Annotated in this window: 24 protein-coding genes; 4 read left to right on the top strand and 20 right to left on the bottom strand. The window is 28.4% G+C overall.

Annotated elements, in window-relative coordinates:
* Positions 1 to 85: 85 nt before the first annotated feature.
* On the top strand, positions 86 to 586 hold the full coding sequence (locus I4V63_RS06315) for a TetR/AcrR family transcriptional regulator (RefSeq protein ID WP_196000439.1): 501 nt from the start codon (positions 86 to 88) through the stop codon (positions 584 to 586).
* A gap of 614 nt (positions 587 to 1,200) precedes the next feature.
* Positions 1,201 to 1,641 (top strand): Hsp20/alpha crystallin family protein, encoded by a 441-nt coding sequence (locus tag I4V63_RS06310; RefSeq protein ID WP_196000438.1) that lies wholly within the window; start codon positions 1,201 to 1,203, stop codon positions 1,639 to 1,641.
* A 120-nt stretch (positions 1,642 to 1,761) separates the two neighbouring features.
* On the opposite strand, the gene I4V63_RS06305 is transcribed toward I4V63_RS06310, so the two are convergent.
* From I4V63_RS06305 to I4V63_RS06290, 4 genes are all read right to left on the bottom strand, one after another.
* Positions 1,762 to 2,397 (bottom strand): flavodoxin family protein, encoded by a 636-nt coding sequence (locus I4V63_RS06305; protein WP_196000437.1) that lies wholly within the window; start codon positions 2,395 to 2,397, stop codon positions 1,762 to 1,764.
* 43 nt (positions 2,398 to 2,440) lie between these two features.
* Complete coding sequence (locus tag I4V63_RS06300) at positions 2,441 to 3,439, bottom strand: aldo/keto reductase (RefSeq protein ID WP_196000436.1); 999 nt, start codon at positions 3,437 to 3,439, stop codon at positions 2,441 to 2,443.
* 89 nt (positions 3,440 to 3,528) lie between these two features.
* A complete protein-coding gene (locus I4V63_RS06295; RefSeq protein WP_196000435.1) occupies positions 3,529 to 4,380 on the bottom strand; it encodes an aldo/keto reductase in 852 nt (283 codons plus the stop codon).
* Between the two features lie 36 nt (positions 4,381 to 4,416).
* On the bottom strand, positions 4,417 to 5,298 hold the full coding sequence (locus I4V63_RS06290; RefSeq protein WP_196000434.1) for an aldo/keto reductase: 882 nt from the start codon (positions 5,296 to 5,298) through the stop codon (positions 4,417 to 4,419).
* 125 nt (positions 5,299 to 5,423) lie between these two features.
* Here I4V63_RS06290 and I4V63_RS06285 point away from each other — a divergent pair, with 125 nt between their 5' ends.
* Positions 5,424 to 6,260 carry a LysR family transcriptional regulator gene (locus I4V63_RS06285; RefSeq protein ID WP_196000433.1) on the top strand — a complete coding sequence of 279 codons (837 nt, stop codon included), beginning with the start codon at positions 5,424 to 5,426 and terminating at the stop codon, positions 6,258 to 6,260.
* 262 nt (positions 6,261 to 6,522) lie between these two features.
* On the opposite strand, the gene I4V63_RS06280 is transcribed toward I4V63_RS06285, so the two are convergent.
* Both I4V63_RS06280 and I4V63_RS06275 read right to left on the bottom strand, forming a co-directional pair.
* Positions 6,523 to 6,750: a DapH/DapD/GlmU-related protein gene (locus I4V63_RS06280; protein ID WP_207746513.1), complete on the bottom strand. Its 228-nt coding sequence runs from the start codon at positions 6,748 to 6,750 to the stop codon at positions 6,523 to 6,525.
* 159 nt (positions 6,751 to 6,909) lie between these two features.
* Positions 6,910 to 7,560 carry a CAP domain-containing protein gene (locus I4V63_RS06275; RefSeq protein WP_243280462.1) on the bottom strand — a complete coding sequence of 217 codons (651 nt, stop codon included), beginning with the start codon at positions 7,558 to 7,560 and terminating at the stop codon, positions 6,910 to 6,912.
* Positions 7,561 to 7,970: 410 nt separating this feature from the next.
* Here I4V63_RS06275 and I4V63_RS15795 point away from each other — a divergent pair, with 410 nt between their 5' ends.
* Entirely contained in the window at positions 7,971 to 10,640 is a 2,670-nt protein-coding gene (locus I4V63_RS15795) for a DUF11 domain-containing protein (RefSeq protein ID WP_196000431.1), read from the top strand.
* 215 nt (positions 10,641 to 10,855) lie between these two features.
* Here I4V63_RS15795 and I4V63_RS06265 read toward each other — a convergent pair whose 3' ends face one another.
* From I4V63_RS06265 to I4V63_RS06195, 14 genes are all read right to left on the bottom strand, one after another.
* Positions 10,856 to 11,692, bottom strand: a complete 837-nt coding sequence (locus tag I4V63_RS06265; protein ID WP_196000430.1) for a MurR/RpiR family transcriptional regulator — start codon at positions 11,690 to 11,692, stop codon at positions 10,856 to 10,858.
* A 66-nt stretch (positions 11,693 to 11,758) separates the two neighbouring features.
* Positions 11,759 to 12,637 (bottom strand): ROK family protein, encoded by an 879-nt coding sequence (locus tag I4V63_RS06260; protein ID WP_196000429.1) that lies wholly within the window; start codon positions 12,635 to 12,637, stop codon positions 11,759 to 11,761.
* Positions 12,638 to 12,671: 34 nt separating this feature from the next.
* Entirely contained in the window at positions 12,672 to 13,475 is an 804-nt protein-coding gene (locus I4V63_RS06255; protein ID WP_207746512.1) for a sialate O-acetylesterase, read from the bottom strand.
* A gap of 58 nt (positions 13,476 to 13,533) precedes the next feature.
* Positions 13,534 to 13,986 carry a YhcH/YjgK/YiaL family protein gene (locus I4V63_RS06250; RefSeq protein ID WP_196000427.1) on the bottom strand — a complete coding sequence of 151 codons (453 nt, stop codon included), beginning with the start codon at positions 13,984 to 13,986 and terminating at the stop codon, positions 13,534 to 13,536.
* 2 nt (positions 13,987 to 13,988) lie between these two features.
* Positions 13,989 to 15,530 carry a sodium:solute symporter gene (locus I4V63_RS06245; protein WP_196000426.1) on the bottom strand — a complete coding sequence of 514 codons (1,542 nt, stop codon included), beginning with the start codon at positions 15,528 to 15,530 and terminating at the stop codon, positions 13,989 to 13,991.
* Between the two features lie 28 nt (positions 15,531 to 15,558).
* Positions 15,559 to 16,425 carry an N-acetylneuraminate lyase gene (locus I4V63_RS06240; RefSeq protein WP_196000425.1) on the bottom strand — a complete coding sequence of 289 codons (867 nt, stop codon included), beginning with the start codon at positions 16,423 to 16,425 and terminating at the stop codon, positions 15,559 to 15,561.
* 132 nt (positions 16,426 to 16,557) lie between these two features.
* Complete coding sequence (locus tag I4V63_RS06235; protein WP_196000424.1) at positions 16,558 to 17,223, bottom strand: N-acetylmannosamine-6-phosphate 2-epimerase; 666 nt, start codon at positions 17,221 to 17,223, stop codon at positions 16,558 to 16,560.
* Positions 17,224 to 17,710: 487 nt separating this feature from the next.
* Complete coding sequence (locus tag I4V63_RS06230) at positions 17,711 to 17,950, bottom strand: hypothetical protein (protein WP_243280465.1); 240 nt, start codon at positions 17,948 to 17,950, stop codon at positions 17,711 to 17,713.
* On the bottom strand, positions 17,931 to 18,908 hold the full coding sequence (locus tag I4V63_RS06225) for a M28 family peptidase (protein WP_196000422.1): 978 nt from the start codon (positions 18,906 to 18,908) through the stop codon (positions 17,931 to 17,933). Before I4V63_RS06225 ends, I4V63_RS06230 begins: the two co-directional genes overlap by 20 nt.
* A gap of 762 nt (positions 18,909 to 19,670) precedes the next feature.
* The gene (locus tag I4V63_RS06215; RefSeq protein ID WP_196000420.1) at positions 19,671 to 20,660 is read right to left on the bottom strand and encodes a M20/M25/M40 family metallo-hydrolase; all 990 of its coding nucleotides are present in this window, start codon (positions 20,658 to 20,660) and stop codon (positions 19,671 to 19,673) included.
* Positions 20,661 to 21,130: 470 nt separating this feature from the next.
* Positions 21,131 to 22,291 (bottom strand): M56 family metallopeptidase, encoded by a 1,161-nt coding sequence (locus tag I4V63_RS06210; protein WP_196000419.1) that lies wholly within the window; start codon positions 22,289 to 22,291, stop codon positions 21,131 to 21,133.
* Between the two features lie 4 nt (positions 22,292 to 22,295).
* Complete coding sequence (locus tag I4V63_RS06205) at positions 22,296 to 22,658, bottom strand: BlaI/MecI/CopY family transcriptional regulator (RefSeq protein WP_196000418.1); 363 nt, start codon at positions 22,656 to 22,658, stop codon at positions 22,296 to 22,298.
* Positions 22,659 to 23,031: 373 nt separating this feature from the next.
* Positions 23,032 to 23,292, bottom strand: coding sequence for a hypothetical protein (locus tag I4V63_RS06200; protein WP_196000417.1), 261 nt, complete (start codon positions 23,290 to 23,292; stop codon positions 23,032 to 23,034).
* A gap of 502 nt (positions 23,293 to 23,794) precedes the next feature.
* Complete coding sequence (locus I4V63_RS06195) at positions 23,795 to 24,889, bottom strand: VanZ family protein (RefSeq protein WP_196000416.1); 1,095 nt, start codon at positions 24,887 to 24,889, stop codon at positions 23,795 to 23,797.
* Positions 24,890 to 25,071: the final 182 nt, after the last annotated feature.

The raw sequence follows: 25,071 nt of genomic DNA, 5'->3' as shown, positions 1-25,071 counted from the left end.
GTTTGTGAGGCAAGTGTATCATACACTTGTTTTTAAGACAATATATTCAATAAAAATGAGACATAATGCGAGGTTTTGTATCAACATGAATAATGAAAAAAATAATTCCTATGTGAAAAATCAAATTACTCAAGCCCTTATAAAATTAATGAAAAATAATGCTTTTGATGAAATTAAAATAACATCTATTGTAAAAGAAGCCCAAGTTGGAAGAGCTTCCTTTTATCGCAACTTTTCTAATAAAGAAGATGTATTAAAACAATATTTAATTCGCTTAATCCAAGAATGGGGCGCTGAATTTGAGCAAAGTAATAATCCTAATTTATTAGTAGAAAGCTTATTTGGACACTATTCTAAGTATAGTGAATTTTATAATCTTCTTTATAGTTCTAATTTATTTCACTTAGTTTTGGATAATATTAAATCTGTTTGTGGCCCTAAACCTGAACAGGATTCATTACAAGCATATACTAGTGCATGGTTTGCATATGGTTTATTTGGTTGGATTAATGAATGGATTGCAAGAGGTATGAAGGAATCTCCAAAAGAAATGTCTGAGTTAGGCAAAAATCAGCTGCAAAAATAACTATGCAGCTGACTTCTTTTCTTTAAATATTTATAATGTTAAGATCGTAATCCCTATTAATATTCTTGTCTTTTTCATTTTGTTTCTCCCCTCATTTTTAGTGTAAAGCTTTCACACCACTTTCTTTTTTTATATATTAAGGTTTTTCTAATTTTTTATAAAAATAACACCCATAATTTCATGTTAAAAGTTTATTATTTCATTTTGATATGCTTACGGTATACATTTTAATTTAATTCTAAAAAATATTTTTTAAGTATTTTCTTAAGTTAATCATTTTTATTTAATTTCATTTAAATAAACAAATATTTATTTAAAATTAAAATTTATCAAACTATTTCTTTAATTTTCTAAATAAATCTAACTAAATCTTTCTTTCTTTTACTTTGACTTTCTTTGACTTTAATCTTATAATGTACTTGTACAAAGAGATAAGAGAAGTAATAAATAAAGAATAAATAAACTTCTCAAATAGAAAGCTCAATTAAACTTAGTAAAAACTACTTTTGAACTTTCACAAAATTAATTTGTTAAATGAACTTAACAATTACTTTTAGCCGTAAGTTCAATTAACTAAATTAAAATTTAAATTTTTAGTATAAGGAGGTCTTTGTATGTTTGGTTTAGTACCTTTTAAATTTAATAATGGAGAAAATAATAGAGGATTAACAATTAATGACATGTTCAATGATTTCTTTAATGATGATATGTTATCAAAATTTAATTCTGATGCAAGTTTTAAAACTGATATAAAGGAAACTCCAGAAGAATATATTGTTCATGCTGAATTACCTGGAGTTAAGAAAGAAGATATAAAAATTGATTACAATAACAACTATTTAACTATTTCTGCAACTAGAAATAATGAAGTTGAAGAAAAGAAGGATAATTATATAAGACGTGAAAGAAGCTATGGATCAGTTTCAAGAGGATTCTATATTAACAATGTAAACAAAGATTCAATTAAAGCCAAATTCGATAATGGCGTTTTAAATATTGAGTTACCTAAAAAGGAATTAACTGCAAATAATAGTACTCAAATTTTAATTGAATAACCCAATTAATAATTATTTCAGAAGGAAGATGATTCCATTGTTTTAATAAAATCAAAACAGCTACAAAATAAACTATTGTAGCTGTTTTTTACTAAGTTCTATAATAGCAACATCTAAAACTTATCTTACAAAGTTTGTAAATACTGCTGGTTCAACTGTTGGAAGTTCTAAACCTTGCTTCATTGCAATTTCCTTACACTTTAATGCAAAAGCCATATTTCTTCCTAGAACTCTCATATTCATTAACCCTTCTTTATCTTCTTGTACTTGCTCTGGTGCTGCTCCATGTACCATATTCCAGTATTTTGCCGTTATTATAGGCATTTCTTGAATTGCAAAATACTTATTCATTTGGTCAAAAGTTGCTGTTGTTCCTGCTCTTCTAGCTGAAATTACACATGCTGCAGGCTTCAACCTAAAGTTCTTATTACCTTGCCCTCCAAGTTCTGAATAAAATAAACGATCCATGAATGCAGTCATATTTCCACTTGCTGAAGCATAATGTACTGGTGTTCCAAATATAAATCCATCAGCCTGCTTTGCCTTTTCATGTATTACATTTACCATATCATCAAATACACACTTTCCTGTTTTTACACATGATTTACAAGCAATGCATCCACCCATTGGCTTATTTCCAATCCAGCAAATTTCAGTTTCAATTCCTTCATTTTGTAATGTCTTTGCAACTTCACTAAGTGCTACAAATGTGCATCCTTCTTTATGAGGGCTTCCATTAATTAATAATACTTTCATTTTTATAAACTCCTTATCATTCTATACATACCTTTTTATTAATCTATTTTACAATTTTAGTTCCACCAAATACCTCGGACATTTTTATACTTGCCAGTACCTCATCAAGATTTTTGATTTCTTCTTGAGTTAGCAGTATATCAGCTGCCTTTGCATTTTCTTTAAGTCTCTCTAACTTTGTTGTTCCTGGTATTGGTGCAATATAATCCTTCTTACAAATCATCCATGCTAATGAAATCTGTGCTGGTGTTGCATTTTTTTCAGCAGCCATATCCCATAACAATTGAAGCAATTTTTTATTTTGTTCATATGCTTCCTCTTTAAACTGAGGCATCATACTTCTATAATCTGTCTTAGCATCAAATTTTGAATCTTTATTATATTTACCTGTCAAAAATCCATTTGCCATAGGTGAAAATGCAACAAATCCTATATTTAATTCCTCTAAAACAGGAAATAAAACTTCATTTTGTCTTGCCATCATGGAATAACGATTTTGTACTGCTGTAACTGGACAGACAGCATGTGCTCTACGAATAGTATCTTCACTTACTTCAGATAATCCCCAATGATTAATCTTCCCTTCCTTTATAAGTTCTGACATCACGCCTGCAACTTCTTCAACTGGCACATTAGGATCTTGTCTATGTTGATAATACAAATCTATATTATCTATACCTAATCTCATAAGTGAATTCTCTACAGAAGAACGAATTGTTTCTGGTCTAGAATCTGGAATAAGTGGCTTATTTACTTCTTTACTGCTCATATCAAATTTAATTCCAAATTTTGTTGCAATAACTATTTTATTTCTAAATAGTTTTAATGCTTGCCCTACAAGTTCTTCATTATCATGTGGATTTTCTGGGGTTCCATACACCTCTGCAGTATCAAAGAATGTATATCCCATATCTACTGCTTGTGCAAGAAGTTCTGTCATTTCTTTCTTATTAGCTGGATTACCATATCCATGGCTCATACCCATACATCCTAATCCCACTGCTGATACTTTTAAATCTTTTCCAAGTACTCTATATTTCATTTATTTCACTCCTCTTCCCATTTCATATATCTAAATTTCTTTGAAAATAAAGAGAGCCCATTTTCAGCTCCCTTTATCCCCTGAATAATTTAATTATGAATTTTCATATTGTTTAACATCTTCACAAATTCAGGATTGCTATGGTCTACAATTTCACTGTGTCCCATATCCATCTTTGAAATTATATCCATATCTTCCTTACTAAGTTCAAAATCCCAAATGTCAATGTTTTGTTCCATACGATTCTTATGAACAGACTTTGGAATAACAACAACACCTCTTTGTATGTTCCAACGAAGAACTACCTGTGCTGCAGTTTTTCCATATTTTTTACCAATTGCAGTTAACTTTTCATCTGTAAATATTCCATGATTTCCTTCTGCAAAAGGTCCCCAAGCTTCTGGCTGTACACCATACTCTTTCATAACCTTTAATGCACTTTCTTGTTGGAAGAATGGATGTAATTCCACTTGATTTACTGCTGGTTTTACTTCTACATTCAGACATAAGTCAACTAATCTTTCTGGATAGAAATTACATACCCCAATTGCTTTAAGCTTTCCATCACGATATGCTTCTTCCATAGCACGATATGCACCATAATAATCACCCATTGGCTGATGGATTAAATATAGGTCAATATACTCAAGTCCTAATTTATCAAGTGATGTTTCAATTGCTTGCTTTGCCCCTTCGTAACTTGCATCTTGTACCCATAGTTTTGTTGTAATAAATAGTTCTTCTCTTGCAACACCACATTTACTAATTGCATTACCTACTGCTTCTTCATTCATATAAGCAGCTGCTGTATCAATTAATCTGTATCCTGATGCAATTGCATCTAATACTGCTTGCTCACATACCTCATGATCTGGCACTTGAAATACTCCAAAGCCTTCCATTGGCATCTTAACTCCATTATTTAATGTTATAAATTCCATACTATTACCTCTTTCTGCGTTTTACGCTATATTTTATTAATGAATTTTCCACTGATTTAACCATTTTGCTGTACATGGGCCACTGAGATCAATAATCTCACTACAGCCAATATTTAAGCTTTCAATTTGTTTTATATCTAAATCTGACAACTCAAAATCCCAGATATCTATATTTTCATGTAGATGATTCATCTGTACTGTTCTTGGAATTGCTGAAATTCCTCTTTGAATATGCCATCTAAGGATAACCTGTGCTGTACTCTTTCCATACTTATCACCAATATCTTTCAATATTTTTATATTAAAAATATCTCTCTGTCCTTCTGATAGTGGTGCCCATGCCTGTGCTGCAATATTAAATTCTTTCATTACTTTTAATTCTTCATCATGAATATAAAAAGGATGAATTTCTATTTGATTAACTGCTGGAATTACCTTGCTGTTAATGCATAAATCTACTAGCTTTTCTTTTGAAAAGTTACATACCCCTATGCTTCTAAGAACTCCCTCTTCCAACATCTGTTCCATTACTCTCCATGCTCCATAATAATCCCCAAAAGGCTGATGAATAAGATATAAATCTAAATATTCAACTTGTAATTTCCTCATAGATTCTTCTACAGCCCTTCTAGTCTTATTAAGACCAGCATCCTGTATCCAAAGCTTTGTAATCAGAAATAATTCCTCTCTTTTCACTAACTTATCTCTAATAGCTCTTGCAATTGCTCTTCCAATTGCTTCTTCATTGTGATAAGCAGCTGCAGTATCAAACATACGATATCCTGCTCTTATTGCTTGATATATATATTGTTCACATAATTTATCATTTGTAATCTGTAATGTTCCATATCCAAGCATCGGCATGTTAATTCCATTATTCAATTTTATAAAATGCTCTGCTACTCTTTCTTTATGCATAAGAATCTCTTCCTTCCTACAATAAAAAGTATAAATAAATTTCCATAATTAGTACAATACCAATAACACATTATGCTATAATGTAGACGCATACTGAAAATATTAATTATTAATTGGAGGATATAATGTTTGAATTTATACAACTAGAACAATTGCTAGCAATTGATAAATATAAGACACTTTCAAAAGCTGCTGAAAAACTACTTATTTCCCAGCCTGCACTTAGCCGTTCTATTCAAAGACTTGAAGAAGAACTACAAGTAACTCTTTTTACTCGTCAAAAAAATAAAATAACCTTCAATGAAAATGGAAAGCTTGCTTTAGAATACGCAAGGAAAATTGTAAATAGTAGTCTTGAGATGAAAGAACATCTTCAAGCATTTGATAAAAGTAATCACACTATCAGTATTGGCTCTTGTGCACCTGCGCCTATATGGAATCTCACCCCTGAGGTATCAAGACTTTTTCCTGATATGAAAATTCAATCTGATATGAAATCTTTAGATGAGCTAGTTGATGGTTTAATAAACAACAAATATCAGATTATTATTACTACCGATGAAATGAATTTTCCTGACATTATTAGCAGAAAATATTGTGAGGAGCACTTATATATTTCTCTTCCACCTGCTCATCCACTTGCTGGACATAAAAGCTTAACTTTAAATGATTTAAATGGTCAGAGCATACTTATTCTTTCAAAGATAGGTTTTTGGTATGATATCTGCAAAGAAAAAATGCCAGATTCTTTATTTCTTGTACAGGAAGAACTATCAGCTTTAAATGAACTACGAAAGAGTTCTGCATTGCCTTCATTTTCTACAGATTTGACTAATAATAGCTCTAGCCATGATCATCGTATTTTGATTCCATTAACTGATCCTGAAGTAAATGTAACTTTTTATATAAATTACAATAAATCTTATAAAAAACAGTTTGAATCTATTATTTATACTAAATAAAAACTATAAACTTGAATAAAAAATCGAGATGAATATGCTTATTTAAGTTATTCATCTCGATAAATTATTCTTAAAATCCTATAATTAACATGTGATTTCATGATTTGCAATCATATTTTATTTATAAAATTTCTTTTCATATCATACTGACTCTTCACTTGTTATAACCTATTTTTTAATCTGCTGGTTTAAATGCACCTAAATGTTTTTCTTGCTCTTCAAGACTCATGTTAAATAACCTTAAATTTTAATATTATCTGTACTAATCTAATCTCTTAATCACCTTAGCTGGGTTTCCTCCAACTACTGTATTTGCTTCTACATCTTTTGTAACTACAGCTCCACCTGCCACAACAGCATTTTCACCAATAGTTACACCTGGTAAAATCATAGCTCCTGCTCCAATCCATACATTCTTTTTAACATGAATTGTTTTACAAATAAGTGCATTTCTATTATCAAAATCATGAGATGAAAATTGAAATTGCAAAAGAATTCTATCAAAATACTAACATTCAATTATAAATGGAGATATTAATTTTAAGTTATATAATGGGTAATAAAAAAGCTATAAGATGATTCTTGTATTTAAATCACCTTATAGCTTCCTATTATTATACTATTTAATTATGTATTTAAAATTTATTTCCTATCTATAAAACTCTTGAGTTGCATATACTGTATTTCCTACTTTATATACACCTACACCAATACTACTAAAGTTTGTAGATAATATATTTTCCTTATGTCCTTGGGAATTCATCCAATTTGTCATAAATTGATTTGCTAATGCTGTTGGGTCCGAAACTCCCCCTATATAAGCGATATTTTCTCCCCAAGCATTATATGTAACCCCATCAGCTTTCATCTTTGTAGTTATATAATTACCACTTAAATCAGTATGACTGAAATAATTGTTATCGCCCATATCTTGAGACTTAATTCTAGCATACTTCTCCATAGTTGTATTATAAGTTAATGGTGCAACTCCTGCTTTAGTTCTTTCTTCATTTACTTTATTAAATATGGCTTGTTCAACTTGTGCCATGAATTGATCATTTACAACTGTGTTATCACCTGTTTGAGTATTGTTACTAGTATTTCCTCCATTTGATGATGAATTATTACCAGTAGATGGTTTATTTTGATTGTTAGTATTATTATGTCTATTAGGTCTATATTTGGTAGATGTACTTACCTTTCTAGAATTTGCACTATTATCAATAGTTGCTGCATTAGCTTGTACTCCTCCTATAAATATACTCCCTAATAATACTAATGAAATTATCTTTGATTTCATTTCCATTCCTCCTATAATTTGAGCTAATATCTTTAACTCATTTTTAGTCGTCTTGTACTTTTACGTCTCTGACAACTTGTCCACCTAATAATAACATGGATATATAAATTTTATAATAGTGGATTAATAGTAAATGTACATTATATATCCCTCAAATAATATATTTTCTTTACATTCCTTAAAATAGTTTTTAAAGCTATTTATTTCCGTTTATTTTCATCAAAATACATAAATATTTACTTATAAATTAAATTTTATAACTTTTTTATTATCTTTATAAGTTAAGATTAATCAATGGCTTGTCGCATTAAGTTTATTGAATTACTGCACCATATTAAATAGTTACATGAAATTTTCATTGCTATCTTCATATAATATTTTATTATAACAATTTTTGTAGGTGTTTTTTTATGATTAATTCAAAAAAGGATTCTTCAATTAACGAAAGTATAAATATATATACAATTTCAGGAACAGTTGTATACAATACTGGTGGTCCCTATAAAGATGTAATAAATACTCCCATGCCCAATGTTCCTATTGCATTACAAATTCAAGGAGATAAAACTATTTATGGTGAAGTAACAGAAATTGGAATTGTTACAAGAACTGATAGTAACGGTCGATTTACATTCATCAATGTTCCTTCTAATAATAGCTATCGTGTTGTTGAAGCAGGACAATATATTGGTGAAATATCTTCCACTGGGGACTGGAATGACTCTAAGGAAATAACCATAACTCCAATTGATCCATATATATCTCTAGTTGCTAATGCTCCATCAGATTCTAATAGAATTTGTTCAATATCCCCTAATACAGTTTTTATTGATACATTAACAGAAGATATTGATAATATTTCTTTCATTGATATTTTTGTTAATGATATTCCTTTATCTTTAGGTAAATACGTTATTACTGGAAATAATTTATTTACTGGCGCTGCTAATGGCACATTTGGTAACTTACCAAATGGAACTCCTGTACAAACTAGCCCCACTTCAAATCCTTATTCAGGTTTTGGAGAAAACTTTCAATACGTTCAGTATGAACATAATCCTCCTATACAAAGTAGTAACCCTTTTATTTCTTGTCAAAATGATGATCCTGGAGAATTATGTACTTGCACAGAAGGAGGCTATCCTACCTGCCCACCATATAATGGTCAATATTCCTTAAGTAATACAATAGCTAATTCTAATTTTTGTGGTTGGCCTACTGGTGGCTGGTTTAATGTTTCTGACCACAAAGCTGGTGATGAAACTAGTAGTATGCTAATTGTAAATGGAGCTTATCCAGGTGAACTTATTTTTACAAGTGATGTTGCTCTTGAAGAAAATACTAATTATTTCTTTTCAGCATGGATTTGTAATATAGATCTTTTTCCTAGTGCTGCTTTACCAAAATTAAGAGTTGAAATAACAGAAAAAGGAAGCTCAACACCTATTTTTAATGATGATTTAATAGGAAATTTTAAGGTTACTAAAATCCCAACTTGGAATCAGATAGGTACAATGTTCAATTCAGGTACTAGCATAATTGCTGGTAAAAATAATTTAGATACCAAGACAACTATTACAATTTCTTTTATTAGTGAAGGTGCTGCTGCAACCGGAAATGATTTCATTATAGATGATATTACTCTTTATGAATTAATTGACAGTCCTATTACAAATTTAAAAAAATCCGTTGATAGATATGTAGCTAAACCTGGGGATACTCTTTTATATACTGTAACCTTTGAAAATACTAGTAATACTGAAATAACTAATTTATATTTTTATGATGAAATTCCTGCCAATACAAGTTATGTTGCTAATAGTTTAACAGTAAATAATATGCAATTTACCAATATAGGACAGCCTGGTTATATTGAAACTATAATCCCTTCACTAGGCATAAATGAAGCCATTACTATAACTTTTAATGTAAAAATTAATAATAGCACTGAAAATGGTACTGAAATACTAAATTTTTGTAAACTATTTTATGGAGCTACCGGTAATGAAACTAATATTATATCTAATACAGTTTATACTATGGTAATAGATATGGATTGTAGTCCATGCCCAACTGGACCTACTGGTCCAATTGGTATTACTGGCCCATCCGGCCCTACTGGTATACCTGGCTCTACCGGTGCTACTGGCCCCACTGGTATCCCTGGCGTAACTGGACCTATTGGTATCACAGGTACTACTGGACCTACCGGTATACCTGGTTCTACTGGTGTTACCGGTCCTACTGGTGTTACCGGTCCTACTGGTGTTACCGGTCCTACTGGTCCTATTGGTGAAACTGGAGCCACCGGTCCTACTGGACCCGCTGGTATCCCTGGCGTAATTGGACCTATTGGTATCACAGGTACTACTGGACCTACCGGTATGCCTGGTTCTACTGGTGTTACCGGTCCTACTGGTGTTCCGGGCCCAATTGGTCCTATTGGTGAAACCGGAGCCACCGGTCCTACTGGACCCGCTGGTATCCCTGGCGTAATTGGACCTATTGGTATCACAGGTACTACTGGACCTACCGGTATACCTGGTTCTACTGGTGTTACCGGTCCTACTGGTATTCCGGGCCCAATTGGTCCTATTGGTGAAACCGGAGCCACTGGTCCTACTGGTCCTCCAGGAGCACATGGTTGCTGTAAAATATGCTATATTCCACAATGTGAAAAAAGTTATTTATATGTTAATACAGCCAATATAGAAATTAAAGAAAAAAATCAATTAATTTCTTTATCAAAAAACATCCAAAAAAGGGGCTATAATATTAGACATTTAATTGACTCTCCAATTATCAACTTAGCTGCAAAGAAATCATTTATGTTCAACTGTACCTTAAATGCTACAATTTTTGATATTACCACTGAAAGTAAAGTTGATGTAGAATTATTAGTAGATGGACACCCTTATCCTGGAATGGACTTTGCTACAATATTTTCAAATACTGAAGTAATAAAAATAATTGGTTTATCCATAATAAAAACTTCAACAGGCACTACTCTAAGTTTAATAAACAAATCAAATTGTCCTGTTAAATTTTCTAATATCAATGTAACTATTATTGAAATTTAAATATTAGTATATTACTAAAAATTAATCTCATTTAACCTTCTACTTTTAATTTTAATATTTTAATCCCTCAATGAAAAATACCGTATATTACAAATTCAACATACGGTATTTTTTCTTATCTTATTATTAAATTTTCTATCTTAAACAAACTATTATCCTTATAAAACTTCTTCCCCATATAAGTATCATTAACTTTTATCTATTTAACTTATACTTTACTTATAAATTGCTTCAGTAGTTTTAATTTTTCTACTTACAGCATCAATTTGCATTTCTTTTACAACTTGTGTATATATCAAATCTACAATAAATATTTGTGCTATTTTTGATGATACTGCTCCACTTTCAAGCAAAGTTTCAGAAGAAACATAATTTAAATTTATATCAGAAACTTTTGCAAGTGTTGAATTTTCATTTTCAGTTATTGCAATTATTTTCGCACCATTTTCCTTTGCAATTTTTACAGACTTAATAATTTCTTCAGTTTCTCCAGAGTGAGAAATTGCTAATACAACTTCGCCTTCATTTGCAAGTGCAGACATCATTATCATAGTATGTGTATCTTGATAATACATACTATTTATACCTATTCTCATAAATTTATAATTAGAGTCTTGTGCAACTATTCCTGAATATCCAACTCCCATAAAATATGCCTTTTTGCAATTTTTTATTAAATCAGCACACTCATATATATCATTAGTATTTAATTTATTAACAGTTCTTTCTAATACATTAATATTGTTTCTTAAAAGCTTATTAGCTGTTTCTAATACATCTTCATTATTACTTATTTCATTATTAATAATACTATTACTATTTTTTAATGATATTTCTTGAGCTAAGGTTACCTTAAAATCCTGAAACCCTGAAAACCCCATTTTTTTAGCAAATCTAGTTACTGTTGCTTCACCTGTATTGGTTTCTTTTGCAGCTTCTGATATACTCATGTAAATAACTTTTTGTGCATTATTTCTTATATATTCAATTATCTGCTTATCCGACTTACTTGTTTTAAAATTTGGAGTATCCAACTGATTTAATATGCCCATTTCTTCTCTCCTGCCACTACTACTTTTACTTAATATTTTGTACTATATTATCTTACAATTATATAATTATCTGCTTTTAAAATTATATAAAGCTCCTAACATTCCTGCATTATTTTGATTTTCTGCAAATTCAATTTTAACATTATTATATACTCTTTCAATAAGTTTTTCTTTTAATGCCTTATTAATTTTTTCCTCTAAATATTCTTTTTGTGCCATTATTCCTCCGCCAAGCACAACTACTTCTGGATTAATAACATACACAATATATGAAATACCTAATGCTAAATTATCAACTAAATTATCTATTTCTTCAATGCAATCAACATCACCTTTTTTAGCTAAATCAAAAATTATCTTTCCATTGATGCTATCTTTATTAACATTCTTTCTTATTGCAACTTTTTCAACTAACTTACTAGTTGCAGCTATATCTTGAAATGCTGATCCATTAATTAGCATATACCCTACTTCTCCAGCACTATTGCTAAATCCATGTATTACTTTACCATTAATTATAACACATCCACCTATTCCTGTACCAATAGTTAAACATACACATGAATGTGAATCTTTAGCTGCTCCAAGCCAGTATTCTCCAAGGCCTGCACAATTCACATCATTTTCCACTTCACAAGGTATATCAAATTCCTTTTCTAGCTCTTTTTTAATTTCAACTCCTATATAATTTGGTATTAAGCTAGAAGCATATACTATTTTCCCTTCTTTAGGATCAACCATTCCAGCTGTTGATACGCATATCCCCTCAACTTTATGTTCAATTATATAGTTTCTTATTATGTTTTTTGCTTTTTCTAAAATTGATAATCCACCTTTACTAGCTTCTGTATCAATTTGAGACATTGTAATAATTTCACCATTCTCTTTTATAACTGAATGTTTTATTGCTGTTCCACCAATATCTATACAAATATATTTTTTCATAATATCACCTTTGTCGCTTATTTAATTTAAACTACTAATATTTCCTTCTTATTTCTTCTATTTCTAATAAGTACTCCTTTGCTTTTGATAACTCTACTTTATCGTCTATTTGTGGCTTTATATTATTCTTATAAAAATAATATATATTATTAGCAAGGTCTTCACCTAATTCATTTAAACCTTCTTGTGAGTAGTGTACCTCATCTATAGTTAATCCTCTTTTACTAAATGTAAGTGCTAATTTGCTAGCTAAACATAGTTTTTCATCTCTCTCACAACAAAACTCTTGCATTGCAGCAATTAATTCACACCTTTTTAAATTCTCATCTGCCCCATTCCAATATCCAATTTGACTTACGAACATCATTTCTATTTGGCATCTTTTATCTAGTTCATTTGCTATTTCTTTAAGTTTATCTTCATAATACCATGGATCACTTCCATATTTAGCATCACTTTCTCCTTGTATCCATACAGCATATTTTTTATTTACACTCATTTTATTAGATATCTTTTTTATTCCCTCATTAAACTTATCAATAGCCTCATTTAAAAATAAATTCTTATCATGATTCCAATTTTTTATTCTAGATCCATCTATAGCATAATGTATAAAACAAACTTCATTATTAGTTAACTCACTCCATGTATTTGAAAATGCTGGTGCTATCGTTCCACGACCATCTGATAACTGCAATGTTCTTCCCATAGGTATTATTGCATCTCCGCTAATACTTCTTACATACTCAAAACATCTACTATTAGGTACTTTACTTTCTTCTGGATTCCCGCACCCTTTAGCATTACTTTGACCTATTAATAAAATTACATCAACCAATATTACCACCTCTTATAATTACTTAAAAGGGAGTACAAAAATACTCCCTTAACAGTTTTTAAATTATCTTTACTTTAAATATTGCTTTTTTAATATCTTTACTTTCATCAACCTTTATAGCTGTCATATGAGCATCTTCAGGATAGCATATTAAAAAGTTTCCTTTTTCTAATGTTACTATTGAAGATTCCTCTCCATTTAGAGGTAAGAAATCACCTTCTTCTTCATATTCCTTTTGCTCTAAATTATCTATATGATTAAGGGCAATTTTTTCAGTTCCATCTAACATTAAATGAACATCAATGTATTTTCTATGAGCTTCCCAAAATCTATCTGCTTTATTTGTAGTTTTATAGGATACTACGTTAACGAATACATCATCACCATTAATTTCATGAGCTCCTGTACTAAATTCATTCAAGTTATTTTCAATAGCATATTTAAAGCATTCTAAAATTCTTTCATCTATAAAATTATATCTTTCTTTATCTTTTATATTTCCAAAAATCATCTTTATACCCCTTCTAAATCTCCTCTTAAAGCTTCATCAGTTTCCCTATCACAGAAAACTGTTGCAGCATCTAAGGTATTTACCTTTTTGCCAGTTACAGCAAGCTCTATAGAACTTGTTATATATCCAACAACTACTGATATTGATATAGAAATAATTGCATATGCCCATGAAGTTACACTTGGAACATTATATTTTAAGAATACAACAAGTACTGCTGATACTGCAAAAGCTACATAAGCACCTAAGCTTGTTGCTTTCTTTGTGAAAGCTCCTAAAACAAAGATTCCTGCCAATACTCCAAGAACTAATCCCATAAAGCTGTTAAACCATTCATAAGCTGATTTAATTTCACCATTTGCAAGTACCATTGATACTGCAATTGATACAATACCAACACCTAATGATATATATTGAGCTATTTTTGTTTGCTTTTCAAAACTTAATTTTTTAGAAGATATTTTAGATTGAATATCTAATGTCCAGCTTGTTGCAACTGAATTTAATCCAGTTGATAATGTTGATTGTGATGCTGCATATATAGCTGCTAATAATATTCCTGTTATACCAACTGGTAATTGGTATGCTATATATGATGCAAAAATTTGGTCTTGTTGAGCTGTTTGTGCTAATGCAGGATTTTGATTATAGAAAACAAATAATGCTGTTCCTATTAAATAAAATACTGTTGCTAAGAATATTGATAATACTCCATTTCCATAAGTCATCTTCTTTAATTGTTTAATATCTGTTGTAGTTGTAAATCTTTGTACTATATCTTGGCTTGAAATATATGATGAGAATGTATTGAACCCTGCACCTACTAAAATTATAAATGCACTGTTCTTTAATATGTTTATATCAAAAACTACATCTGTTGGTGCTAAGAACTTTCCTCCAGCTAATTCACTAAATACAGATCCTATTCCACCATCGATATTAAATAATAAGAATCCTAATGCAAATGTAACTCCAACTATTAATACCATACCTTGAATAAAGTCAGTCCATAATACTGATTTTAATCCACCTGTATATGAGTAAATTATAGCAATAACACCCATAACTATTATTAATATGTTTACATTAATTCCTGTAAGTTGAGCTAATACCATAGATGGTAAATACATAATAATAGACATACGTCCAATTTGATATATTATAAACATTAAAGCACCTAAAATTCTAAGGCCTTTATTTTTATATCTTATTTCTAAGTATTCATATGCTGTATCTATTTTTAATCTGCTATATAAAGGTAAGAAGAATCTTATAGTTAATGGAATTGCAATAAGCATACCTAATTGTGCAAACCATAATATCCAACTTCCTCCATAAGAGTTACCTGCTAATGATAAGAAAGATATTGGACTTAATAATGTAGCAAATATAGAAACAGATGTAACCCACCAAGGTATAGTTCCATCCCCCTTAAAGAATTCCTTACCCTTCATTTCTTTCTTTGAGAATGCTAACCCTGCTAATAATACTGCTCCTAGATATACTACGAGCACAACCATATCAATCCATGTAAAACCCTTCACTTTAATCTCTCCTTTATACCTTTAAATTTTAGAAGTATTTGCTGTAAATAACTTTAGCTTGCTTAACCATTTCTGGTGTAGCTTCCTTCATTGGCTTTCTGCAATATCCAGCTTCCACACCTTCTTCTTCTAACAATAATTTTAAAGTTCCATATAACCCATTTGCTAATATATCAGTAATTAAGTCATTAGTAACATGTTGAACTTCTAATGCTTCAGCAATTCTACCTTCTTTAGTTAATTCAAATATTTCTCTAGCTCTCTTACCATTTACATTAAATGTTGAACCAATAGCTCCATCTACTCCTAGAACTGTTGCTGGTAACATCATTTCATCAAATCCTGCATAAATTAGTTTATCTGGGAATCTTTTTCTCATTCTTTCTAATAAATAGAAATCTGCTGCTGTAAATTTAACACCAATTATTTTTTCATTTTCAAATAGCTCTGCAAATTGATCTAAACTCATATTTACTCCTGTTAAGAATGGAATTGAGTAAATTATCATAGTGTTGTCAACTGAATTTATTATTGTATTGTAATAATCCTTAATTTCTTCAAAATCAAATTTATAATAAAAAGGTGTTACTGCAGATAATGAATCATATCCAAGTTCTGTTGCATATTTTGCAAGTTCTACTGATTCCTTAACATTAATTGATCCTACTTGTGCAATTAACTTTACTGCATCTTTAGCTTCATCTTTAGCAATTCTAAATATTTCTTTCTTTTCTTCTGTTGAAAGCATAAAGTTTTCTCCTGTGCTTCCACCTACATATAAACCATCAACTTTATTTTTATCGATATTATGTCTTATAATTTGTCTAAGCCCCTTTTCGTTGATGTTTCCTTCCTTATCAAAAGATACTAATAATGCTGAATAAATTCCCTTCATTTCTTAACCCTCCATTTTGTAAATGTTTACTTTAAATTTAAAAAATTATTTATTTCTAATTTACTAAACACTGGTATTTAGCTTAATAGCTTGTCTACCAGTATGATTTTTTATTAAAGTTTAGTAAATGATTTAACTTATTGCATTAACAAATTTCTTTGTTATTAACTGTGGTCTTGTAATTGCTCCTCCAACTACACATGAATGTGCTCCACATTCAAATGCTTCTCTTAATTCTTCTGGAGTATTTATTTTTCCTTCTCCAATTACAGGTATTTTTAAATCTTTAGATAACCTTTTAATAAGCTCTAAATCTGGCCCATCGCCTTGTGTTGAATACTCTGTATATCCAGATAATGTTGTAGATACACAATCAGCTCCTAATTCTTCTGCTTTAACTGCTTCTTCATAAGTAGATATATCAGCCATAACTAATACTCCATTACTTTTGATATAACTTATTAAATCCTTCAATGATTCTCCATTTGGTCTTATTCTTTCTGTAGCATCTAAAGCTATCATTTCACATTTAGTATTTAAAAGCTTGTCTACTTCTTCTTTTGTAGGTGTTATATATATTTGTGAATCTTCATAACACTTCTTAATAATTCCTATAACTGGTAATCCAGTTACTTTTTTTATTTCTATAATATCTTCTACCCCTTGTGCTCTTATAGCAACTGCTCCACCTTCCTTTGCTGCCTTTGCCATTCTTCCCATTATGAATGAACTATGTAATGGCTCGTCCTCTAAGGCTTGACATGAAACTATAAGTTTACCTTTTACCTTATTTAGCATATAAACTCCTCCCATCAAGATTTAAAGAAAATAATTTTCATTTGTTGATATTATAATACCATGTAATCATTTACCTTGCAAGTAATTTTCATAAATTATTTTCTTTTTTCTTAATTTTATTATTTTTATAAGATTTTATATTGATTTTAGCAAAAAAGAAAATAAATTTCATTTTTATTTTGAAATTTGTTTTCAGAAATTCATTTTTATATAAGGCTTTGTTTTATTTTTAAAATAATATGGAAATTAATATAAAGCAAAAGATGTCCTAATGAGCTACTCCTGTCTACATGACAAGAGATCAGTTCATTAGGACATCCTTTTAAGACGCAATATTTTGTAATTTCAAGCACTTCATAGTAAACTATTCTTTGCTTTCTTAAAGTTTTTTTTATTTCATCAATAATTTTATTTGTATAAAAAAATAATAGTAAAAATAACGATTATATTTTCTTTATAAAAATAGGATAGGTTTTCACCTATCCTACTAACAATTACCTCTTAATGACTTTATTTCTTCTATATTTAATCCAGTTTTCGCAGCTATTGTTTCATCATCTAGAACATCTAATAAGTTTTTAGCTATCTCTATTGCTTTCCTTTGCTCTGCTGAACTAATCATATTAGCTCTTTCATGCAATGACCTTTCTCTCTCATAATAAATCTTCATAGTTTCTTCATCACTACTCAAGTATTCGATTTTTTGTTCAGCCTTTTCTATTGCCATATCCAAACTCATCAACTCCTTTAATATAGATAGATAATACATAAGCGAGCTTCTCTATCTTTTTATAATCTAGCAATTCCGGAGTATCTTTTTCATTTAAAATAAATTCAGAAATACCCTGTTGACATATATGAATATTCGGATAATCATTTTCCTCAAATGCAAAATAATCGCTTACTCCCATATTTTGCTCAAAAGCAATTTTAGCCTTTTCTGTAGGATAATCATCAACAAAATCTATATTATTATTATTAAAAATCTCCTTAATACCTGAATATAATATTTGCGACTCACTAATTCTACTTAAAGTTTTTAAACCTAAGGGATTAGAATTATATGAATCTTTCATTCCAACACAGTCAATATTTATGTTAAAAACATTTTGATATTGTAATTGTTCAAGCTTTGTTACAAAATCTCTACTGCCTGCAAAAAGAGCCATTTCTCCATTAGTCATTAGAAAAATAACATCATAATTAAGAGACTCTTTTTTTGATGTATCCTCTAATAATTTAGCTATTTCAAGAACTGTAGCAACACCTGATGCATTATCAACAGCTCCATTAAACCAAGCATCAAAGTGAGCTGTCAAAATAATAGCAGTACTGCTATCGTTTCCACTAATTTTGCCAATAACATTGCTAATATTTCTACCATCATAGGAAAAGTTGTCTAAATATGATTTACCAAAAACAAATTCTAAATTTAATTGTTTATACAATTCATCAATATATTCAGTTGCTTTTTGATTCCCTTCTTTATTATATTCCCTATCTTTAACTTTTTCTGAACATAAGTATTCAACTACTTCACTAACTGTAAATTTTCCGTCGAGGTTTTCTTCTTGAACAATAATATTACTTCCAACCTCACTTTCACCTTGTTCTATATTATTATCATTACAACCATATAATAAAAATACACTTAACACTATTAGCAGAAATCTTATTTTATTCATATTAGCCCCCTATTCATTTAATATTACAGATAAATATATATGTTCTACAGCTATTCTGATGATATAATATAAAATTATACATAAAATAATAAATCATATAATAGCAAAACTAACACACATTTTATTCTCCCTTTACATCGTATTAAGATTGTTGATTTAATCGACTGAATAACTAATTAAGATTATCCATTATTCTATTAATTTATATCTTACTATTAATGGACTTAATACAATAATGAATGATAAATATAGTAAATAAACTACTAGAATATTAATTCCTAATTTTAATAAATATGCTTGGACTAATAGCAGTAACGGTATTAATGCTATTATTATTAATCTAGATACACTGTTAATTTTCAATGCTACATTGCAATTTTTACATTCTATTTTTTTATAATCAGAAAATGACCATCTAGAAAATAGCAATTCCACATATGAAAAGTTTCCTTTGAATTTAATACATTTTTGAATAATTACCATCTCTTATACTTTTTAAATTCGTCATATAATACAACTACGAATTAATTATAACATATTTTTACAATGCCGTACTATTTAATTTTTAAAGATCATTTAGTTCGCAATAACTTCAAACTGCTGACAATATATTTGAATTTCAAACAAAAAAAATACCGCATACTCTTTTTTGAATAATACGGTATCTTAATCAATTAATATTTAAATTTTATTTATTAAAATCTTAAAAATTTTTTATTTAAATTTTATTTAATAACTTCAACAAATCAAAGTTAAATTATGCTAATTGAATACATATGAACTAACGAAATCATATACTGATTTTACTATTTTATCTAATCTATCATAATCTATTAGTTCTGGCACATCATTCTCTGTATGAATTACATCTTTTACATTTTCATCAATTATACATATAGATGGTATTCCAGCTTGATCAAATTCAACACTATCAGCAGTTCCTTTTAAAGCTGTATCCAATTCTACTTCTAGCCCATTGCTCTCTATAACTTCTTTCATTGGTAGATATAACGATGTATCCATATTTTTGTCTAAAAAAGTTACTTTTCCCCCATCTTTATATCCAACAGAGTCAATATTAATATTTATTAAACTATCATATTTCCCATTTATATCTTCAATAAAATTTCTACTTCCTTTTAATCCTTTCTCTTCACTATTAAAAGCACAAAATATTATATCAAATTCTGGTTTTTCTATGTTATATTTATTCTTTAAAGTTTCCGCTAACTCTAATAACACAGCTACACCAGATGCATTATCAATTGCTCCTTTTATTATTTTCCCCTCCTGCACTCCTATATGATCAAAATGAGCAGAAATTATTATTGCATTATTAGTTTTACCTTCTATTTTCCCAACAATATTATTAATTGTCTTTACCTCTCCATAGTCATCTTCTGCAATTAAACCATAAGTTTTATATACCTCCTGTGTATATTCATGATTATAATTTTCTCCAAACATCGAAATTAACCCAACCTTACCAAATAAATCACTAATGTACTCTCCAGCCAACTCATTTCCTAAACTTCCAACAAGTCTACCCTCAAATTCATCTGAACATAGTTTGTTAATTACTTCTTCCTTGTCTATTATCAGACTTTTTTCATTGCTTGATTCAATTGAATTATTTGTTTCAGCTGAATTTAAATCTTGTACTGTTTCAATATTTTGTGTTTTATTTGTACATGCTGATAATGATACTAAAATAATCATAATAGATAAAAATATAGATATTTTCCTATACATAATAATCTCCTTTATAAACTTATTCTATATATAATACTTACCACATTATGTTAATATGAATCAATCTATCTATTCACACACCATATATTACATATTTTTCAACATCGTATTATTCAATTTTCAAAGATCATTTAATTCGCAATAATTTCAAAATGCTCGTAATTTTTTTGAATTAGCACTAAAGAATACCGCATATTCTTTTCGAATAATACAGTATTTTTACTAATTTATATTTAAATTCATCTTCGTAATATATTAAAATTAATTCTATAAACATATCTATAAATTGCGATCTACTAAATAGTTTAATAATAATATCCATATATTTTTTTATTAAACATTTGATTTATTAATAAATTCATTTAGTCTAGATAAATTTTATAAACTAGAATTACTAGAAGTTAGCAATTAAAATATAAACTCCTCACTTTTTTATTAGCTATAATAAAAGATATTTTAATACATTAGCTTTATTCTAATACTTCTGCCTTTAATTGATATTCATCATTACTAAACTCTTCAACTTGACCATCACTATATTGAACTACTATGGAATCAGATTTTATCAGAACTGATTCTATACCATCTTTGTGTGGTATTTCTTTAGCATCTACTGGTGTTTCTGTAAATGTATAATTTTTCACACTATTATCCTCAGGTGTATCTGCAAATGTATCACTTGTATTAATAGCAAATATTGATCCTCCTACTATAAGTAGTGTTATTATTCCAAATAATACTCCACTTTTCTTTGTTTTTAAATTTAACATACTATCTATTCTCCTTTTCATTATATTTATTTTTTTATTTGTAAGTTCAGATGATATAGCTAATACTTTAAGTCCATTTTTATACTTCACTGAATTTACCAATAGTAATGCATATTCTTTTATCTCTTGAATCTCAGCATTTCTTATAACTTGTTCATCACATGATAATTCACATTGCTCATAAAAAAATCTTCTTAAAATATAAACTAATGGATTAAACCAATGTATTGCTAAGGCAAATATCATAAGTAATTTTAGTAGATTATCTTTTCTTTTCAAATGTATAAGTTCATGATTAAATATCCATTTTAATTCCTTTTCTGTATAATTATTATCTGGAAGTATTATAGTGTTTTTTAATATGCCTATAAGACTTGGTGTTGAAAGACCTTCTACAATATTTACTTTAATATCTTTACTTATTCCACTTAATGTGAGTTGATCATCCAATAATTTTTGTAATTCATCATTTTTATTAGGTTTCATAACTCTCTTTACTTTAAAATAGAATGTAAATTGAAAATAAGCATAATATGAAATTATTATAACTAATCCTATAATCCACACTTTTGAAATAATACCCAAATAATCAATTGCTTGATTATTTGCAGGTACTGATACTAGTAAATAATTTTTTAAATTATCAATACCTTCTTTATTTCTAAAAATACTATTTATTATAGGAATATTTATTTCTATCTTAGTAACAAACAACATTCTTACTATTATTACTAGTGATAATAAATAACTAAACCTCTGAGTATATTTTATTAAAAATCTATTACTAGAAAATATAATTATCCCTATTAATAAGCTTGCAAAAATGCTTGTGTCTAGCACTTGTAAAAATAACTCTTTCATATAATTACCTATTTTTTATCCATTTTTCAAGTTCATCTAAATCCTCGCTAGTAAGTTCATCACTTTCTTCAAGTGTTGATATTATACTTTTTAGTGATTTTCCGTGTAAAAAATTAAAAAAATCTTTTGTTTCAAATTTAACATAATCATGTTCTTTAATAATAGGTGTATAAAACACTTGTTTTCCTATTCGTTCTGTAGTTAAAAAACCTTTTTCTACAAGCCTTGATAAAGTCTTTGATGTTGTACTTAATTTCCACTCTAACAGTTCTTCCATATAAATACCTATGTCTTTTGTCGCTAGCTTTTCATTTTTGCTCCAAATAAATTTCATTATTTCAAGCTCTGTTTTTGGTAATTTCTTCATGAATTAATCTCACCTTTCATATTTTTGACAATTGTCGTACTTTAATTATATACTACACTTGTCGTAGTATCAATACTCTTTTTTATTTTTTTGAAATAATTACTTTTTATTACAAATATATTTGTTGCACCTTCTATTAAAGCTGAAAATTTAATTATCACCTCTGTATTTTCATACACTACATCATTATGCAGTCAATATCTAATCAATAAACAACATAATCTTTCCTTAAAACAAAAGTACTTCAATAACTGAGACACTTTTCTAAAATTAATATCTTATAAAATATTTCAAAAAATTCTTTCATCATGGATTAGTTTAATAAATAACTAACTCGTAATACTTTAAGCCTCTTCTAATATATTAATAAATCTTAGATTAATTCATAATTGCAATGTGAACATTTATTTATATTATCAGCATACTTTCCCATTAGTAATTTTGCTTTACATTTAGGACATCTCCAAATAATGTTTTCTAAAATTTTAATCCCTATATATGCAATAGATTCCACTATGAACATATATAAGTGTTTCATTGCAATTCCTATTATTAATCCAATAAAAAATATACTTCCTATAAATGATATTAACCCCATTACCTTTACACGTGATTTAAAGTTAATTTGATTCATCACATTCCTCTTAAACTTAAACAAACACTACTTTAATTTAGTATTGTTTATTTAATCTACTAAATAACTTGAAAATAATACCTCCTACCAAGCAACCTATGAAAGCAGCAGTGAACGCCATTACAACAACTAATGCCAAGTATTGATTTTTAGCAATTACACTTGAAGCACTTGTCAAAAAAAGATTAATATATAAAACAAATTAAAATAACAAACTAGTAATATTTATCTCAAAATGCAAGTCTTTTTTTATTTATTTAAAATCCAAAATTGAATTATACAAAAAATAAACCCTATAGAAATAATGATTAAAAACTCTATAATATTCCTCCCATAAATTTATCCATAAATTTAATAATCAACTAACTCGTCTTATTTTTGAATTGCGCACAAAAATACCGCATATTCTTTTTGAATAATACGGTATTTTATAATTCTATATTCATAATATTTTAAGATTGTCTATTATATATAATCTACAAATTAGAATTTGCCTTCAATTTCAATCTTTTATCATTTCATAAATATTTTGATTTATTTTAAATGGATACTCGTTATCTTCATATTTAAAAACATTAGTAAAGTTATTACTATCATCTTCTCCACTGTATATAGTTCCATCATTTAAATTATATAAAATATGTCTAACATTTTCTAAAATTAACTCATGATTATTATAGAAGGTAAATCTATGTATGTTATTAAAGAATATTTCTAAATATTTATTATTGGTATTTTTAATTATATTATTGATATTATCACCATGCCCTTGTTGTACATAACAGCTCGCCATATTACTAATATCAACCCCTATTTGGGGATAAATTTCCCAAAGAATCTCAGAATCAGTTATATCTTTTTCAGTCCCATTATCATAAATTAACATTTTTGAAATATCAGTAATTTCATCTTCAGCACTTCCAATCTCACTATACATAGCATCTTCTTGTACCTGTATAGCATCTCCATTTGCAATGAATGATAGCCCTACAAGTAATATAGTTGGCACAATTATTAAGCCTATTCCATTAATAATTGATTTTTTTCTTGTATTCCCTTTTATAATTCCATCAAAAGATTCAAAAAATAAATATCCAAGTAAAGCTCCAAATGAATTGGCAACAATATCATCGATTTCAAACATTCTTCCTCCAAATAATTGTAAAAATTCAATACAGAAAGATAACAAAAAACCAACTAGAACAACTTTCTTTAAATCCCACTTATTGCTTTTTAATGTAAGAGGAATCAAAAACCCTAAAGGTATAAAAAGCATCAAATTTAACGTAATCATCAAAATTGAACTTCCAACAAAAAGAGTAGGTACTTTAAAGAACTGAATAATTTCTACAAATGAACGTATATGAAATGACATTCCAATAATCCCTGTAACTCGTAATATAACAATTATATTTAACACTAATAAATATTCAAAAATCAGTTTGTTTATAGGAATTAATTTTGTTTTTATACTATTTCGATTACCTATTATCCATAATGTTGCTAAAATTATAGAATAAATTATTAACGCTATTGCTATACTACTTTTTAAATAGTATAATCCTTGCCCAATATACATTTCAATTTTATCTAGCATTTAATTTTTTACCTTCCCTAACTTCTATTCTAATTGTAATATAATACAATTATGAGTTAATTATAGCATATTTTGCAAATCCCGTACTATTCAATTTTCAAAGATCATTTAGTTCTCAATAATTTCAAAATGCTCGTAATTTTTTTGAATTAGCACTAAAAAATACCGCATATTCTTTTTGA

The sequence above is a fragment of the Clostridium sp. 1001271B_151109_B4 genome, assembly GCF_015670405.1.
Classification (GTDB): domain Bacteria; phylum Bacillota; class Clostridia; order Clostridiales; family Clostridiaceae; genus Clostridium.
Note: the sequence above shows the minus strand (reverse complement) of the source record. Positions and strands in the feature narration are given on the sequence as shown.